The sequence below is a fragment of the Terribacillus saccharophilus genome (genome assembly GCF_002272075.1).
Taxonomy (GTDB): Bacteria; Bacillota; Bacilli; order Bacillales; family Amphibacillaceae; genus Terribacillus; species Terribacillus saccharophilus_A.
Window position 1 is genome coordinate 340,582 of record NZ_NPBJ01000003.1, and the last position, 17,328, is coordinate 357,909.

Below are 17,328 nucleotides of genomic sequence, written 5' to 3' on the forward strand. Positions count from 1 at the left end.
AAAATATGTAGAAATACGATAGAAAAAAATCCTCCTTAATTGGAGGGTTTTTTATTTATAACTAGGGTTAAGTTTTCACTTTTATTACTACTGTATTGAGTAAGAATTTATATGTTTTATTCGGATATTAAATACTGTTCCTTGAATTGAGGACTCAATTCGCTCCAAACATCAAATTTATTGCCATCTAAGTCGTAGAAAACAAAGTTTCTTCCGGTGTGTCCTCTATCTTCAATATCTCCAACTCTTACTTGTTTTTCTATAAAGTCCTTATGTATAGTTTTTAAAGCATCTAATCCATTGACCTCAAATGTTAATGAAAAGCGTTCTTCACCGTGAGTATCATAAAAATTTGAGCTCTGATTATCCTTGGATTTTACAAGAAATATGCTTTGATTAGCAAAATTGAATATTGCCTTATCTTTGTCTTTATAAGTCAATTCAGCACCTAATTTTTCTAAATACCATTCCGAAGAAAGATCTACATTTAATACCGGGATGTAAATTGTACCAACTCTCAATAATCTTTTAGTCAAAAACTCCGCCTCCTGTTAACCTTAATTTGGAAAATTATATCCTGAGTTTACCATAAGTAATACATTTTGAGATATATAATAGTAATACCTCCTTAGCGGGAGGGGTTTACTACAAAAATTAGAACGGCATGATCCATATACATTTCCTCGAACATCTTCTGTTCCTCATCGGTAAACCTCAAAAACCTGGGATCCCATTCTAAAGCTCTTTCCAGGTCGTATCCTTCCTCGTGTGCAATGAAGTCATGAACTACCTTCTGTTTTACCAACAAATAATCTGTATATATGTGGTCTAATCATTGTATCTCCTCCTTTTACCCATATAATCACATTGAAGAAAGGTGTGATTGATTTTTATATGAGTTAGGTGTAAAAAAACCACTTCCAAAAGGAAGTGGTTTTACTATTGTTTAACTTAAGCACCTATTACTTCAATAAGGAAATTATAATTTCTTTTCAAAAAAAGTTAAGGATAGTTGCTCATTTACCAAGACTTCGTTAATATTTTGAAATCCATTCTTTTTATAAAAACTAACAGCTGGAGTATTTTTAGATCCTGTTGCGACTTTTATTGTTTCAACCTGGAACTTAGTTTCAATGAAATTTAAAAGCAACTGTGCAATGCCTTTTCTAAATTGGTTTGGGTGTACGATTAACCTATGTATATCAACTACAACATCGTCTACTTTTATAGATACTACTCCGTATAGATTTCCATTTTCATAATAACCAAAGAAATTTTCTCCACAATGTTGCAAAGTGTAAACCGTGTCCTTTAATGGCGGTATATCATATGTTCCAATAATTTCTGCCTCTACCTTATATGATGGTATTTGTATGTTTAAAACATCGGCAGCACATTTAATATTACGAATGTCAATTTTTTCAATCAAGGAAACCCCTCATTCTGTTATTTTCTTTAAATTATACCATAAAATAGTAAAAGATTCTTTCGTTATGGGATTAGCAACAATCCTTACGAATACAATCTTTGTAAAAAAAAACCTCCAATTACTGAGAGAAGAGGGGGTATTCATTTAAATATCTATTTTTGAGTCTGCCTGTAGTTTTACCGTATATCCCGCCACCAATCCGCTTAGATGTAGCTTTTGGCCCTTTATTTATGGCGTTTACATCGTTGGATATTTTCAGGACGGTATAAAGAAACGATTTGAAGCTCAAATTACTTCCCCCATCTTTTTCGTCATACGGGCGATAATTCTTTGTTTATTCCTCTTGTATAGCTTCTCGTTCCTCCAGATCTTCGCGAAGGAACAAACTATCTTTCCCGGAACGTTTGGTACAATCTTTTCATTCTTTAACAACTGGCTAAGTCTGCTACGTGTAATCCGCAGAAACTCTAGGGCTTCCGAGGATGTCAACACGTCTTTCTGGATGAACTCAATTAGTTGTTCCTTGTTATCGAATGTGTACATAGTTACCTACCTACCCTTCCTTTTGAACAGGTCTGAAAATGCAACAATTAGAGTTGCAATGGCTAATCCAGCACTTAAGATATTCAACCATACTCCACCATAAATGTTGTAGGCAATGAACGCTGCAGCAGCGAGCAATATTAAAAAGAATTTAGTGTTTTTTTGCATAGCAGATGTGTTGATATATATAATTATATTTATGATAAGGGAAGGGCAAAGCCCCCGTACCTTATTCATTGTCCTTGTCCTTCTTACTAGTGTCTATCCATTGCTTAGCTACCCAAGCTATTGAAGTAATGAAGAACACTGTTTGGGTAAGCAGGAAGAAACAGAGTTACCGATAATAACTGTTACGGTTGTGGAAAAACAATAAAGAGGGGTGTAAATCCACTCCCAAACACCCCCAAATATCTTATATACTATATGATATTATTATCAGTCTTATAAAAGAAACCTCGAAATATCAACTATTACTAGAAGATATTTCGAGGTTTTTAAATAGAAATTCTGTTCTGCACACAAGTTCACCCATGGGAACGCGAACAGTAAAGAAACCCCTGATACTATTGGTATCAGGGGTTTTTCTTTTCTTTATACAGTTCGTAAATTTAATCCACTCCCATAATTATTCGCGCATTCTTTTCTTGTATTCTTCTTATTTATACAAAGTGTTCTGTTCCAATTTCTTGGAGATGTGAGTAAACCGCTGTTGTCGGTACTGCTCAGATTGAAAACACCGCGTTGGCAGAAGGGCGAGAACAACACATCATGTTATCCAGTATTTTATTTGATGATCGGCAGCATAAACGCGATACTACATCAAAATAAAGCAACTTAGTTGGGAATATCCAGTATTTTTGCGTCTGGCGGGATTATCTTTTTGATTATCCAGTGGCTCTTGGGACATTTTTTAAATTGAAGGAATTAAGTATTGCAGAAAGGAATAAGTAAGAACGAATACTGGAGAGGTGATGATATAAATGGAAGAAGTAATGACCTTTGCTTCGATTATCAGCCCGATTGTAATTGCTTTAGTGCAACTGATAAAAAAGACAATCACAGTAAACAAGAGGTATTTGCCATTGATTAGCTTGCTTATAGGTATTCTTGTCGGCTTTTTGGCTTGGCCATTCACTGATATGGATGTAGTCTTGAGGCTATGGTCTGGGGGATTTGCTGGGCTTGCAGCATCAGGATTGTACTCATTGGGGAAAAAGACAATTTCAGATAATAATAACGATAAGGCGGCCTAAGGAAGGCCTTTTTTATGGGTTTATATGATAAAACGATACATTCAACTGGGGTAAGAAGCAGAGTGAATAATTGTGTAATTAAATACGCCTTCCATAATTGGAGGGGCTTTCTCAATTTTTCTCTAATAAGTCTCGTTGTGTTATTGTTAAGATGAATATTTTTGAAATAAATGGAATTTATGTGTATGCTTAGTGCGTATTATGAACGAAGACTTGAAAAAGGCTAACGGAAAGTGGTGATAGAAAATGCGTAAAAAATTTATTGTCTTTGACATTGATGGAACATTATTAACAACAGAAATGGAGTTTCTTGCCAGTACAAAACAAGCTTTGGTTTCTCTTAAAGACCAAGGACATGTAATCGTCATTGCGACAGGGAGGGACTATCCTTCAGCAAAATCCATTGTTGATGAACTTGAAATCGATACATATGTCTTATGTAATGGATCAATTGGATATGTCCGTCATGAATTAGCACATGAACTAATCTTATCAAAGGAATCTATTCATACACTTATTGAAATTGCGATGGAAAACAATGATCAGGTTGTGTTTCAAACAGCTAACGGATTAGCCAGACATTTCGAAGAACCAGGTGAGGCGTTAACTAAAGCTTACGAAAGTCTAGGGTGGACCATCCCTGAGTTTGATCAAAATTTTTGGCGAGAAAATTCAATTATTCAAGCTATGCTTTTCTGCAAGAAAGAAGACCTTCCAAGATATGCTATCAAAGAATTCAGATATGTGAGTTGGCACGAATATGGGTTAGATGTTATACCTAGAGAAGGTTCGAAAGCGAGAACCATTTTGAAGATTGCAGAACAAAATGGTTTCAAGCGTGAAGATATCGTCTTTTTCGGAGATGGAAACAATGATATTGAACTGATGGAACTTTCAGGAGTTGGGATTGCGATGGGTAATGCGGAAACTGAAGTTAAAGAGAAAGCCGATATAATCACAGATAGTTGCAATGAACACGGAATTTACAATGCCCTTAAGAGCATGTCATTAATTTAGAGAGAAGGATTAATAGAACTTGCCAAGTATATAAGAGGCAAGTTTATTTTTAACAGGATTATTAGGAGATATTATTATAGAAATTTTGTACCGCACACAAGTTCACTCATGGGAACGCGAGCAGTACATGGAGGACATCTATTAGTATTATACAAACCCCCTGATACATTGGTGTCAGTGGGTTTGTATGTAGTATTAACAAGACTTTTGCAACAATATCAATATAACTTAAGTATATTAACCAAATGTATATTCATTTCATCAGCGGATTCTTGAAAATCACGGCGGTACCATTCGATAATCAATCCGATAATTGCATTGGAGGAATAGGAAAATAAATAATCTTCTTCTAGGTGATTTGTATGTTTATCATCAACAAGGATCGAGCGTATTTCATCGAACAGCATGTAATAATACTCTGCAGATACTTCCTTAGATAAGATAATCCTATAAAATTCTTCGTATTTTTGAACATGATGGAAGATACGTACCGTTTCTGGGTCCAGTTTTTCTCTTTCAATATACTTTGTATGACGATAAGGTTCATTATAGGATTCTCTTAAATCCATCATAATCTCCTCGAAAAATTCCTTAAAGACATCTCCAACTTCTTGATAATGAAAATAAAAAGTTCCTCGATTTATATTTGCTAGTTTGCAGAGTTCCGTTACTTTTATTTGAGGTAAGGGCTTCTTTTTTAGCAGATTTGTTAATGTAAGATGTATATTCTGTTTTGTTTTTAAGACTCGCAAATCATTTTTATTCAAATAAAAAACCCCCTTTATTAAACACTTTTTAAGTATTTGTACTATATCGTACAATTTGATTTTTTCTGCTGATTGAATGCGGTTACAATTCTATATTATTATTTTATCGAACAAATGTACATTAACTATGGGGGATGGATGATATGAGATTAAGAGATAAAGTAGCAATCGTTACAGGAGCAGCCTCAGGGATGGGGAAGGCAATAGCAGAGCTTTATGCAAAGGAAGGAGCAAAAGTAGTTGTTTCAGACTTTAATTTTGAAGGCGCCCAAGCAGTTGCTGAGGCTATCAAGAAGAAGGGTGGAGCAGCAATCGCGAATCGTACAAACGTTGCTGAGTCAGCGGACTTAGAACAATTATTCGCAGAAACAAAGGAAGCGTTTGGTAAATTAGACATTTTGGTTAACAATGCGGGTATCATGGATGGAATGGAGCCGGTGGGGGAGATTACGGATGAGAAATGGGAACGCGTCTTTGCAGTTAACACTACTGGTGTTATGCGAGCAATGCGTATTGCTACGAACATCTTCTTGGAACAAGGCCATGGCGTAATCGTAAATAATATCTCAGCAGGCGGGTTGCGCGGGGCACGAGCAGGGGCAGCATACACAGCTTCTAAACATGCGGTAACTGGATTGACGAAAAACACAGCTTATATGTATGCTCAATCTGGTATCCGGTGTAACGGTATTGCTCCGGGTGGTGTCGAGACTAACATAAGTGCATCTATGACGAATATCTCCGAATTTGGAGCTGGGCGTCAGATGACTGGTAACGGAACAATGCCGCGTGTTGGAAAACCAGCTGAGATTGCTCAACTGGCTCTATTTTTAGGTTCTGATGAATCAAGCTTCGTAAATGGGCAAGTAATAGCGGCTGACGCGGGATGGATTGCATATTAATCGAGCTTGTAAAACAAAACCTGAAACTGATTTCAGGTTTTGTTTTTTTCTATAAGTATCTAAATCCAATGGCTTACTGTAAGTTCAGCCCCTTGGAGGAAATGGATCATTGCCATAAGAATCCCGCTCACGAATTCTCCCGTCCCTGCCGTGAATGACATGTTCACCTTTATTCTGCTTAGCTAATTTCTTCCCATAATCCATCGCTTCTTTTTGCGTGTCAAAGCTTCCTGAAGCACGTATTGCTCCTTCTTTTTTAACCTGCCAGCTGTTATTTCCATCTGGGGCAGTGTGATAGTTTGACATTGTTTCACCTCCAATAAAGTCACTTATAGTGTCTATACCACATAGTAGCCCTGTTTAATGCAAACGATGAGAAATCAAACTTATCTGTTCTTTAACTTGTCACTTATTTGTGAAATAATGTACAAACTTTGCGATAGATTCATAACAAATATGTGAAATAATTGAACTATAACAAGGAGGAGATCACATGCCAAAACTAAGCGTTACATTATTTCATGAAATACTGGGACAGTTAGAAGCAGACCAACTCCAAGGAACGAAAGCAAGAGAATACCGCTGCGAATTAGGAACATGCACACCATACGATGTTGTACATCATGCGGAAGTGCTGCTGCAGGAAGGATTCATTTCAGGTGTCGTAACAAACTCCAAGGATTACAGAGATGTCTTCATTGACGATATCTTAGTAAAAGGACATGAATTGTTAGCTTTAATGGGGAACCAGCGAATTCTGGATGGTGCCAAGCGGCTGTTAGGGGAGACATACGAGAAAGCCACGCCAGGTATTCTGCTCGAGGCTCTTAATTTAGCGATGAAACAATATAAAAGCATACAAGAGGAGCTTGCCGTCTAGGCAAGCTCCTTATTTATACCGTTTTTAACGTTCTTTAAGATAATAATCATCCATACTGTGTTGTTCTCTACGGTGGCTTCTTGTATATCCACATTTACACGAATCAGTAACACTATCAATCTTATGTCGGCCTCGCAACTTGCAGAAGAGCTTGTAAAACAGCTTCACAACACCACCTGCTTTCTAGCTTTTGGTAATAGCATAATCTAATATACCCAAAAATTATGTCGAAAGAAGGCGAAAAGTATGTAAATTCTATGAAAAAAAACCGGCCGGAGCCGATTTTTTATTGAATGGAACGATATAAACCGATTACTTTACCAAGAATACTAACATTATCCAAAATGATAGGATTCATCGTACTGTTTTCTGGCTGCAGTCGGATCTGGTTTTCTTCCTTGAAGAAACGTTTCACTGTTGCTTCATTGTCCTCTGTCATCGCTACAACAATCTCTCCATTTTGAGCGGTCTGCTGCTGTTTGACGATGACCATGTCTCCATCTAGAATACCGGCTTCTATCATACTCTCTCCTACAATAACCAAAACAAAAATATTATCGTCCGGTCCTACTAGATGGCTAGGTACAGGGACATATTCTTCTATATTCTCCACTGCTGTAATTGGAATACCAGCTGTTACTTTTCCGATTACCGGAGCGTAGTTTGCCTCACCTCGAGGAATATCTGTTTGTTCTTCACTATCAAATGATAATACCTCGATAGCGCGCGGCTTTGTTGGGTCGCGACGGATAAGACCTTTTTTCTCTAAACGAGAAAGATGGCCGTGAACGGTAGAGCTTGAGGCCAATCCAACTGCTTCGCCGATTTCTCTAACGGATGGCGGGTAGCCTTTATCGAGTACCTGCTCCTTTATGTATGCTAGAATCGCTTCCTGTCTTTTCGATAGTTTTATCATGTATCGAACACCCCGTGCATATATTTTTATTACATACAGTATACCATGATAGATTGCAATATACAAACATCCGTTCGAAAAAAGGTCTTGACTAGAACCTATGTTCGTATATAATGGAATTAACAAAGAGAACGCATGTTCTTGAAAACGGAGGGGTCTACCATGTTCAAAAAACTAGCGAAATCAGATCTATTCTATTATGTGCTTTTCGGCTTCACGCTTTTCTTCTTATACTTTACACTTATAATGAGCGTCTAATTAGTCGAAGTGAGAGGGTACATCAATGAAAGCAGTCATCTATTGCAGAGTAAGTACAGAAAAGGACGAGCAAGCTAGCTCGATTGAGCGTCAGCGTGAAGAGCTCATCAGGCTTGCTGCGTCTTCCGACATAGAGGTTATCGATATCATCGAAGAGAAACAGAGCGGTTATGAGATCGAACGTCCGGGAATTTTTCGCATGCTGGATGTGTTTACAGCACGTGAAGCGGATTGTCTCCTCATTCAGGATGAAACGAGGCTAGGAAGAGGCAATACGAAGATCGCCTTGTTCCATCATCTTCAGAAGCTAGAGGTCAAGGTGTATACGTTAAGCCAGCACGGTGAATTCCAGCTTTCGGAATCAGATGGTATGGTGCTCCAGATCGTTGGTATTGTCGAGGAGTATCAGCGAAAGATTCATAATATGAAAATCAAACGAGGTATGAGAAGGGCAATCGAGGCCGGATATGATCCAAGTAAAAATTTGAGCAACCAGCAGGCCGCACCTGGCAGGGAGCGGATTGACTTTCCGATACAAGAAGTGATCAGGCTGCGAAACAATAAGCTTACTTTCCAAGAAATCAGCTCTGTTTTGCGCGGTATGGGCTTTAATGTATCAAAGGCGACCGTTCATAGAAGGTACCAGGAGTATCTTTCGCTTGAATCGGAAGACGCTAGCGGGTAACATAGTGTGTATCAAGTTTAATGCTTAAAGGAGCATATATATATGTTAACTAAAGACAAATTAGCACGCCTCAATGCTTTAGCAAATAAAGCCAAGGCAGAAGGACTCAGCCTTAGCGAACAGAAAGAGCAAAAAGAACTAAGACAGGAATATCTGGGAAATGTACGTTCTTCATTCAAAAATCAGTTCAAGTCGATGACGGTGATGGATCGTGAAGGCAATGACGTAACACCAGAAAAAGTAAAAAAATTACGTGAAGAGGAATAAGAAGGGTTGGCTGGCTTCGTGCACAGCCGTTCCCTTCTTTTTCTATGTATAAATCCTTGTCTCTCAGAGGATTTCAGTATAGGATGAACAAGAGTACATAATTTGCTAGATGAAAGGGATGTTTACATGGTTCAGACTACAGAATTGCTTTCCATTAATACAATTCGTACGTTATCAATCGATGCAATCGAAGCAGCGAATTCCGGCCACCCAGGTATGCCGATGGGTGCAGCGCCGATGGCTTATACGCTTTTCACCGATTTCATGGCTCACAATCCGAAGAATTCCCATTGGTTCAACAGGGACCGTTTCGTATTGTCTGCTGGACATGGTTCCATGTTATTGTATTCCCTCTTGCATTTGTCTGGATACAAAGTATCCATCGATGATTTGAAATCCTTCCGTCAGTACGGATCCCGTACACCTGGACATCCGGAAGTCCACCATACAGATGGTGTAGAAGCAACTACTGGTCCGCTTGGACAAGGTATCGCGATGGCTACCGGCATGGCGATGGCAGAGGCACATCTTGCGGCGAAGTATAATAAAGAAGACTTTCCTGTCGTAGATCACTACACATATGCAATTTGTGGTGATGGTGACTTAATGGAAGGTATTTCACACGAAACAGCTTCCCTTGCAGGTCATCTTGGCTTGGACAAGCTAATCGTTCTGTATGATTCCAATGATATTTCTCTTGATGGTGATCTTCACCATAGCTTCTCTGAAAACGTAGAGGATCGCTTCAAAGCTTATGGCTGGCAAGTTATTCGTGTCGAAGAAGGTAAAAATGTAGACGCAATTCGCGAAGCAATCAAAGAAGCGAAAGCAAATACAACACAGCCGACTTTGATTGAAGTAAAAACAGTTATCGGATATGGTTCTCCGAACAAATCAGCTAAAAGTGCTTCTCATGGCTCACCACTAGGCGTAGATGAAGTGAAGCTCACGAAGGAATATTACAAATGGAAGCATGAAGACTTCTACGTTCCAGATGAAGTTTATGCTGACTTTGAAGAGAAAGTCGTTAAAAACGGCGCTGAAGCAGAAAATGCTTGGAATGAGCTGTTTGCGAAGTACGAAGAAGCTCACCCTGAACTTGCAAAAGAACTGGCTACTGCAATCAAGGGAGAGTTGCCAGAAGGATGGGCAGATACGCTTCCAACGTATGAAGAGGGCAAAGACAAGACTGCTACTCGCTCTGCTTCTGGTAAAGTATTGAATGCAATCGCAGATGCTGTGCCTAGCTTGTTCGGCGGAAGTGCTGACCTTGCAGGTTCGAATAAAACATTGCTTGCTAAAGAAGAGAACTTCTCTAAAGCAAACTATAGCGGACGCAATATCTGGTTCGGTGTGCGCGAATTCGCAATGGGAGCTGCATTAAACGGTATGGCACTTCATGGCGGATTGAAAGTGTACGGCGGTACATTCTTCGTCTTCAGTGACTACTTGCGCCCGGCTATCCGTTTGTCTGCATTGATGGGAACACCTGTGACATACGTACTGACACATGATTCTATTGCAGTCGGAGAAGATGGCCCAACGCATGAACCGATCGAACAGCTTCCATCTCTTCGTGCAATGCCAGGTTTGAGTGTTGTCCGTCCAGCAGACGGTAACGAAACGCAAGCTGCTTGGAGACTGTCACTTGAGTCTGAAAAGGTTCCAACTGCGCTTGTATTGACGCGTCAGGATCTTCCTACACTGCCATCCACGCAGCAAGCTGCGTATGAAGGCGTTAAGAAGGGGGCATACGTTGTAAGCCCTGCTCAGAAGGAAACAGCCGACGTCTTGCTTCTTGCAACTGGCTCAGAAGTGCAATTGGCTGTACGTGCACAAGAAGCACTTCGTGAACAGAACATTGAGGCTTCTGTTGTCAGCATGCCTTCTTGGGACCGTTTCGAGCTTCAAGAGCAATCCTATAAGGATAGCGTCCTGCCTCCAGCAGTGAAGAAACGTGTTGGTATTGAAATGGCTTCTCCGCTAGGCTGGGAAAGATATGTTGGCGATGAAGGCAAAGTAATCGGCATTAACACATTCGGTGCCTCTGGCAACGGAGATAAATTGATCGAAGCTTTCGGCTTTACTGTTGAGAATGTAATTGAAAAAGTAAAATCCATATTGGATTAATGTGAAAGACCGGCCGTAGAATATGGCCGGTCTTTTTCTAATATGACAAAATTCGACTAAACTTTTGCAACTTCGTGTCTCTTTGCTACATGTTCCGAGGGATTAAGCATCGTTCCTCACGTATACTATTCTTTCAAAGGAGAAGGAGGGACAAGCTTATGAAAGAATACTTCGTCTATTGGGTGAAACACGAGATTTATTTCCGATATTTTTATAAGTCCGATATCCTCTATCGTTTTTTCCTCTCCAGTCAAGTGGAGGATACCGTATATGTGCAGGAGCAGCTAGATTATATCACTTATGATTTTTCTCCTGGAGCGTCACTTCAGCAAGCGCTTTATCAAGACGATAGCGTCCATTTAGAGACGGATCAGCACTATCTTCGGGTGGTCTGTGATTCCTTGACGACTGCCGAAGAAACGGTCTTCTCAGAGCTCCGCCACTTCGATTCTTCCTTTTTTATTATTGAGCCAGCAGCGAACAACTGTGGCTGGATTGCGCCTATCATAAAAAATGACTTACAATCACGGGTTCATCTATTGTATTCTTCCTTTTGATTGTCTATACTAGATTAGAGATATTTTGAAGGAGGAAGCCAATATGAGTCCGATCTGGGTCGTACTTATAGCACTGGCTGCATTGATTATCGGCGTTGCGCTAGGATTTTTCATTGCCAGAAAGTACATGATGAACTATCTTAAGAAGAACCCGCCAATTAATGAACAGATGCTTCGTACAATGATGATGCAAATGGGTCAAAAACCATCACAAAAGAAAATTAACCAAATGATGCGCGCAATGAATAACCAACAAGGTAAATAAGCAATTATTTCTATATAGCTTTGACGTTTCAAGTTGGCGATTTGGCATTGCAAACAAGGGATATGATTGCTGATAGTAGTAATTAAAATCCAGGAACCACTTTTTCTGCTTAATACTAAGTAGAATGAGTGGTTTTTTGTTGTTTAATAAAGCTTCATCATGTCACACACGAGATTAAACTAAGAAAACTATGATGAACAAGAAGAGAAATATAAACACCTTTATATTTTCCTGTCAGTCAGAAAAGAGAGGTATTAAATCACTAAAGTCTTTGTCAAAATATCAGTCTGAAGTCTTAGAGAGTTCCATTCTATGGAACGATGGAAAATCAACCTGAATTGCTTAAAATGAACCTAGATACAGAAAAGAGAGAAGGGTTCAACTCATGAAACAAGAAACAGGAGTCAGAGATTTCGAACGATACAGCAATGAAATTTTAAAAAAATACAAAGTACCTGGTTTTGCGATTGGATTAGCCAAGGATGGTGAATTGAGTTATAAGAAAGAGTTTGGACATCGTGACATGGAAGCCGAACTACCATTATCAGCAGATACGGTTTTTGGAGTTGGTTCCATAACAAAGGCGTTTACAGCTACTGCCATACTTCAATTACAAGAGAAAAGAAAACTGTCGGTCAAACATCCTGTCACCAAGTATTTGCCAGAATTCAAGACATCAAATGAAGTGCAAACAAAACAAATGACGATTCACCATTTTTTGACACATACATCAGGTCTGCCGCCACTATCTACTTTAATAGCCGCTGTTAAGAAAAGTATGGAAAAGGACCCGAAATTCGGGGGAGAGCAGCAACAAGGTAGTCCTTTGGATGCGATTCCTGAAATTGATACATACGCAAATTTAATGGATTCTATCGCAAATACAGAATTTACACTTCTTGGAGAGCCAGGAACTGAATTCAGTTATTCCAATGATGCCTATGCCCTTTTAGGTGCAATAATCGAACGGGTAAGTGGTATGCCATACGAACAATATGTGCAAGAAAATATTTTAGAGCCTGCTGGTATGCATAACAGTGGTTTTCAATATAAGAATGACTATAAAGATACAGCTGTTTTATATGACATGCGAGTGCAAGATGGCGAAGAAATTGTATTCCGATCCAATAATCCTTGGGACGCTCCAGCAATGCGTGCAGCAGGATTTTTAAAATCGACAGTAACTGACATGCTCAAGTTTACAGAAATTATTCGGAACAGCGGAGAGGTTGGTCGTACACGTATTCTGTCCCCTGAAAGTGTGGAGTTAATGACAACACCACACATAAAATGTGCGCATGGGAGTTTTTATGGTTACGGTTTAACAATCATTCCAGATTTCTTTGGATATAAACTTATTCATCATGGCGGAGATATTAAAGGGGTAACGGCTCAAATGAATATCCTGCCTGAACTCAATCTTTCTGGAATATCTCTTGCAAACTTAGCTGGGGCACCATCTTCGAAACTGCTTTTCAGCGCATTTTCCACACAGCATTTGGACAAAAACATCGATGCATCACACTTAAACGTGGGGACTGTAGACTTATCTCTTGAAAGTTTAAAGGAATACGAGGGTACTTTCATATCAGGTGACGGTATGATGAATGAATTTTATGTAGAGGATGGAAGGCTGCATCTAGCAACCGCTGGAATGCCTGTTGTAATACTTGATCCTATTGGAGATGATCAGTTTTTACTTACCCTAAGAGAAATGGATTCTACGATTCGGTTTGTGAGAGATAACGACAAGAAGATTCATCGCATTGAATTTGTATTACGCCAGATTCCAAAGATAGAGAAATAAAATCCAGGAACCACTTTTTCTGCTGAGAAATTTAGCGGGAAAAATGGTTTCTTTGATGTTTAATATCCATTTTTTATTGGAATGCGACTAAGTATAAATTGATCATAAGTTTTTATTGTGCATATTTTGATAACACTAGTTATTGAATTAGGAAGGGGATGGTAAAGAGATGGAATCCATCGGTCATGAATGGCTCGAAGAAAGAACCATCATTTTAGCTCCAACAGGCAGTTACGCATATGGCACTAATACGGAGGACTCGGATAAAGACTATAAAGGAATATGCATCCCGCCAGTGAGTTACTTCTTAGGACTGGAATCATTCAACGAATACAACAGCAGTGGAGGCAAGAACTTTAAAAATACGAAAGACGATGTAGATATCAATATTATTCATATCACGAAGTTCGTTAAGGACGCTATGGTCGGTGTGCCCAACAATATTGAAATATTATTCTTGAACAACGAGCAGTACATAATAAAAACAGACTTGGGACAGCAATTAATAGATAATCGGCATTTATTCCTTTCAAAAGAAATACAAAAGAAGTTCGGAGGATATGCTAACTCTCAGATTCAAAAGCTTAAGCAGAGGAATGATAGCAGATCCGGCAGACAAGACTTGATTGATCTTTATGGATATGACACGAAGTTCTTTATGCATAGTGTGAGGCTGCTGACAAGCGCTATTGAGATATTGAAGACAGGTGACTTTAGCACATACAGACCAAACCGCAGCTTTTTGCTCGACTGTAGAAATGGTAAATATTCCTTTGGTGAAGCTGAAGAGCTTATAGAGTCGTTAGATAGTGATCTTAAACAAGCAGCAGAGCATTCACCACTTCCTGACAAGCCGGATTATAATGCAATAAATCAGCTTTTAGTTAGGATTAATTCTTCAGCGATAGAAATTAGATGAAGAATTATAAAAATTATGATACCAAAACAGCGTTGATGATCCTTAATGGATAAGCCTCTTAATGAAAGCCAAGGTATGAAACATATGAAGCTGGCAACACTTTAAATACAAACAAATAGGTTTAAAACTGCAGTGATAATGGTATTTGAAAGAAAAAAGGAGTGAACAAAATGAAACATGTGAAAGCACTATTGATTAAGTTCATCATGATTCTTGCTGTTTTATTGGTTGTTTTCACCCTTATTTTCGATGCAGGAGTAGGGGCTGTGCTGATTATGAGCGCTGTCTTAACACTGGCAGCCTACGTAATTGGTGATTTGCTTGTTTTAAGCAGGTCTGGAGATCGAAGTAAGCCGAACGGAGATTATCCAAAGCGGAATGCTATTGCGACGGTGAGTGATGCGGTTCTGACTTTTATTGTGTTATGGGCACTTGGAAGTGCTTTGCTGGAACCTGATAATAATGTAATCCTAGCATCTCTGATAGCTACTGTCGTTATCGGGATCGGTGAGTGGGTTTTCCATCGGTATGTTAATAATCGTGTAATTAAGGACCGTAATGCACAAACTGTTGGTATGTTCTAAACTATGCTATATTGTAGACTAAGCTAGGAATCCCTCTTAAGGGATTCCTTTTGCTTACAAGTGTTTTAACAGGAGGGATTCTCATGGAAGTGACCATATTGCTGGCTGTAACTGCTGGATTCCTTTCCTTTCTTTCACCATGTGTACTTCCTCTTTATCCAGCATTCCTGTCTTATTTAGCAGGTGTCAATCCAAGCTCACCTGAAAAAGAAAAGCATGCTTCCGGATGGTTTCTGCATACGATTTTCTTCCTGATTGGCTTTTCATCGATCTTTTTGCTGCTTGGCTACAGCGCACTCGCATTATCTGAATGGCTTTTTACATATCAGTCGTACATACGAGTTTTCGGGGGAATCATTCTGATAATGCTGGGTGCTTTGCAGATAGGGTTGCTAGGAGGAAGGTGGCAGACATCTAAAACCTTGCTTCGTTTTAAAAGCAGGCCACCTGGATATGCTGGGTCGCTTCTGATTGGTCTCTCCTTTGCAATGGGATGGACGCCTTGTACGGGTCCTATCTTAGCGGGCATCATGACTAGCGCTGCACTGCAGCCGCTCGGGGCTGTTCCGCTTATGACAGCTTATGTATTAGGCTTCAGTATTCCTTTCTTTATTTGGGGATTCTTTGGATCACGTTTGCAAAAATTAAAAAGAACCGGAAAAATCCTCCATGAAATAAGTGGATATTTCCTGATTCTGATAGGTGTTCTGCTTTTATTTGATCTAACGACAAAGATTACTTCTTATCTAGCCAGTTTTTTCTCCTTTTACGGTTTTTAAATCGTGAAAAAAGGAGAGAAGTAGTTTAGAATATGTAAGGAAAGGGTGTCGAATGTGGAATTTTCACCGAATAATCTTATTTTCAAAACAACAACCGTGCTCATCTCTTTTCTGTTGCTCGGATTTTCGGTCTATCTGTTCTTTTCAGGCCATAATTCTCCGGGTGGAGGCTTCATAGGAGGACTTGGGACTGCTGCTGCTCTTGTGCTTATGTATATGGCTTATGGCATGAAGACGGTCAGCAAGATCTTGCCAATCAACTATCGTATTTTGACAATAACAGGTGTGCTTATCGCTATCCTGACTAGTGTAGGATCATTCCTATTTGGACAGCCATTTCTGAGCCATACGTTTACGTATATCCACTTGCCTGTATTAGGGGAGCTGGAATTGGCTACAGCGACGTTTTTTGATCTAGGGGTCTATCTTACCGTTGTTGGTATAGCTCTGACGATCATTCTGTCAATCGCACAAGATCGTTCAAGCAGTGAGGAGAATGTAAGTGGCAAAGATACTAATAGTAGATGATGCAAAATTCATGCGGAAAACATTGAGTGGCCTGCTTACCGAAAATAATTATGAGATTGTCGGAGAAGCAGCTGACGGACACGAGGCTGTTTCGCAATTTCGGAAAACTGATCCTGACATCGTCTTTATGGATATTACAATGCCGCACATGGATGGGCTTGCAGCATTAAAAGAGATTATCACGCAGGATCCAAATGCAAAAGTGATCATGTGCTCTGCCATGGGGCAGCAGCGTATTGTCATGCAAGCGATCGAGCTTGGCGCGAAGGACTTCATTACGAAGCCATTCGAAGATGCAAGGGTTATAGAGACAGTAGAACGCATTCTCAATTAAAGAAATGTAAATTGAAAGAAGGTAAGGGTATGACATTACCTGTTATCATTAGTACTATCCTGGTTGCATGTATGGGTCTGGCTGTTGCAATGGTTCGAATGCGAGCAGCTGCCAGACCGGTGACGGCGAAGAAGATCATTTTGCCGCCGTTGTTCATGAGTACTGGTGCGTTAATGTTTCTTTTTCCAGTGTTCCGTGTGCCATGGTGGGAAGTATGGTTCTCAATCGGAGCTGGGATTATTTTCTCTAGTCTTTTGATTTTAACCTCTAATTTTGAGGTACGGGACGAACAGATTTTTCTCAAGCCATCAAAAGCATTCGCAGTAATCATTGTTGGACTCGTGTTTGTTCGGGTCTTGTTGAAGGTTGCTATCGGTCAGACGATTGAAATCGGGGAGATGGGCGGTGTGTTCTTCCTGCTTGCATTCGGTATGATTGTTTCCTGGCGGATTGCGATGTTTTGGAAGTACAAACGGCTTGAGAGACGCTTACAAATCACCTGATGGTT

General features: G+C 39.6%; 21 protein-coding genes. 16 read left to right on the forward strand and 5 right to left on the reverse strand.

What is annotated here, in order from left to right:
* Positions 1-116: 116 nt before the first annotated feature.
* Entirely contained in the window at positions 117-536 is a 420-nt protein-coding gene (locus CHH48_RS02400; protein WP_095217737.1) for a VOC family protein, read from the reverse strand.
* Between the two features lie 443 nt (positions 537-979).
* Positions 980-1,429, reverse strand: a complete 450-nt coding sequence (locus tag CHH48_RS02410; protein ID WP_095217739.1) for a GNAT family N-acetyltransferase — start codon at positions 1,427-1,429, stop codon at positions 980-982.
* Positions 1,430-2,952: 1,523 nt separating this feature from the next.
* On the opposite strand from CHH48_RS02410, the gene CHH48_RS02425 reads away from it, so the two are divergent.
* Together CHH48_RS02425 and CHH48_RS02430 are read left to right on the forward strand one after the other, a co-directional pair.
* Positions 2,953-3,225 carry a holin gene (locus CHH48_RS02425; RefSeq protein WP_095217742.1) on the forward strand — a complete coding sequence of 91 codons (273 nt, stop codon included), beginning with the start codon at positions 2,953-2,955 and terminating at the stop codon, positions 3,223-3,225.
* A gap of 246 nt (positions 3,226-3,471) precedes the next feature.
* Positions 3,472-4,242, forward strand: a complete 771-nt coding sequence (locus CHH48_RS02430) for a Cof-type HAD-IIB family hydrolase (protein WP_095217743.1) — start codon at positions 3,472-3,474, stop codon at positions 4,240-4,242.
* Positions 4,243-4,460: 218 nt separating this feature from the next.
* Here CHH48_RS02430 and CHH48_RS02435 read toward each other — a convergent pair whose 3' ends face one another.
* Complete coding sequence (locus CHH48_RS02435) at positions 4,461-5,009, reverse strand: TetR/AcrR family transcriptional regulator (protein ID WP_095217744.1); 549 nt, start codon at positions 5,007-5,009, stop codon at positions 4,461-4,463.
* Positions 5,010-5,152: 143 nt separating this feature from the next.
* Between CHH48_RS02435 and CHH48_RS02440 the strand changes: the two genes are divergently transcribed.
* Positions 5,153-5,911 (forward strand): SDR family oxidoreductase, encoded by a 759-nt coding sequence (locus tag CHH48_RS02440; protein WP_095217745.1) that lies wholly within the window; start codon positions 5,153-5,155, stop codon positions 5,909-5,911.
* Between the two features lie 84 nt (positions 5,912-5,995).
* On the opposite strand, the gene CHH48_RS02445 is transcribed toward CHH48_RS02440, so the two are convergent.
* Positions 5,996-6,217, reverse strand: a complete 222-nt coding sequence (locus tag CHH48_RS02445) for a DUF2188 domain-containing protein (RefSeq protein ID WP_095217746.1) — start codon at positions 6,215-6,217, stop codon at positions 5,996-5,998.
* Between the two features lie 187 nt (positions 6,218-6,404).
* On the opposite strand from CHH48_RS02445, the gene CHH48_RS02450 reads away from it, so the two are divergent.
* Positions 6,405-6,791: a hypothetical protein gene (locus tag CHH48_RS02450; protein WP_095217747.1), complete on the forward strand. Its 387-nt coding sequence runs from the start codon at positions 6,405-6,407 to the stop codon at positions 6,789-6,791.
* Positions 6,792-7,077: 286 nt separating this feature from the next.
* Here CHH48_RS02450 and lexA read toward each other — a convergent pair whose 3' ends face one another.
* A complete protein-coding gene (lexA, locus tag CHH48_RS02455; RefSeq protein WP_095217748.1) occupies positions 7,078-7,707 on the reverse strand; it encodes a transcriptional repressor LexA in 630 nt (209 codons plus the stop codon).
* A 283-nt stretch (positions 7,708-7,990) separates the two neighbouring features.
* Between lexA and CHH48_RS02460 the strand changes: the two genes are divergently transcribed.
* The 12 genes from CHH48_RS02460 (at position 7,991) to CHH48_RS02515 (ending at position 17,323) form a co-directional block, all read left to right on the forward strand.
* Positions 7,991-8,650 (forward strand): YneB family resolvase-like protein, encoded by a 660-nt coding sequence (locus CHH48_RS02460; protein ID WP_095217749.1) that lies wholly within the window; start codon positions 7,991-7,993, stop codon positions 8,648-8,650.
* A gap of 42 nt (positions 8,651-8,692) precedes the next feature.
* Positions 8,693-8,917: a DUF896 domain-containing protein gene (locus CHH48_RS02465; RefSeq protein WP_095217750.1), complete on the forward strand. Its 225-nt coding sequence runs from the start codon at positions 8,693-8,695 to the stop codon at positions 8,915-8,917.
* Between the two features lie 126 nt (positions 8,918-9,043).
* Entirely contained in the window at positions 9,044-11,047 is a 2,004-nt protein-coding gene (gene tkt, locus CHH48_RS02470; protein ID WP_095217751.1) for a transketolase, read from the forward strand.
* A 158-nt stretch (positions 11,048-11,205) separates the two neighbouring features.
* Complete coding sequence (gene sirA, locus CHH48_RS02475) at positions 11,206-11,604, forward strand: sporulation inhibitor of replication protein SirA (protein WP_095217752.1); 399 nt, start codon at positions 11,206-11,208, stop codon at positions 11,602-11,604.
* Between the two features lie 43 nt (positions 11,605-11,647).
* Positions 11,648-11,869: a YneF family protein gene (locus CHH48_RS02480; protein ID WP_038560474.1), complete on the forward strand. Its 222-nt coding sequence runs from the start codon at positions 11,648-11,650 to the stop codon at positions 11,867-11,869.
* Positions 11,870-12,254: 385 nt separating this feature from the next.
* Positions 12,255-13,676, forward strand: coding sequence for a serine hydrolase domain-containing protein (locus tag CHH48_RS02485; RefSeq protein ID WP_095217753.1), 1,422 nt, complete (start codon positions 12,255-12,257; stop codon positions 13,674-13,676).
* A gap of 169 nt (positions 13,677-13,845) precedes the next feature.
* The gene (locus CHH48_RS02490; RefSeq protein WP_095217754.1) at positions 13,846-14,595 is read left to right on the forward strand and encodes a nucleotidyltransferase domain-containing protein; all 750 of its coding nucleotides are present in this window, start codon (positions 13,846-13,848) and stop codon (positions 14,593-14,595) included.
* A 170-nt stretch (positions 14,596-14,765) separates the two neighbouring features.
* A complete protein-coding gene (locus CHH48_RS02495; protein ID WP_095217755.1) occupies positions 14,766-15,179 on the forward strand; it encodes a YndM family protein in 414 nt (137 codons plus the stop codon).
* 83 nt (positions 15,180-15,262) lie between these two features.
* Entirely contained in the window at positions 15,263-15,958 is a 696-nt protein-coding gene (locus tag CHH48_RS02500) for a cytochrome c biogenesis CcdA family protein (RefSeq protein ID WP_095217756.1), read from the forward strand.
* Between the two features lie 54 nt (positions 15,959-16,012).
* Complete coding sequence (locus tag CHH48_RS02505) at positions 16,013-16,486, forward strand: Na(+)/H(+) antiporter subunit B (RefSeq protein ID WP_095218074.1); 474 nt, start codon at positions 16,013-16,015, stop codon at positions 16,484-16,486.
* A 10-nt stretch (positions 16,487-16,496) separates the two neighbouring features.
* The gene (locus tag CHH48_RS02510; protein ID WP_245840302.1) at positions 16,497-16,820 is read left to right on the forward strand and encodes a response regulator; all 324 of its coding nucleotides are present in this window, start codon (positions 16,497-16,499) and stop codon (positions 16,818-16,820) included.
* A 29-nt stretch (positions 16,821-16,849) separates the two neighbouring features.
* The gene (locus CHH48_RS02515; RefSeq protein WP_095217758.1) at positions 16,850-17,323 is read left to right on the forward strand and encodes a CcdC family protein; all 474 of its coding nucleotides are present in this window, start codon (positions 16,850-16,852) and stop codon (positions 17,321-17,323) included.
* The last annotated feature ends 5 nt before the right edge of the window (positions 17,324-17,328 follow it).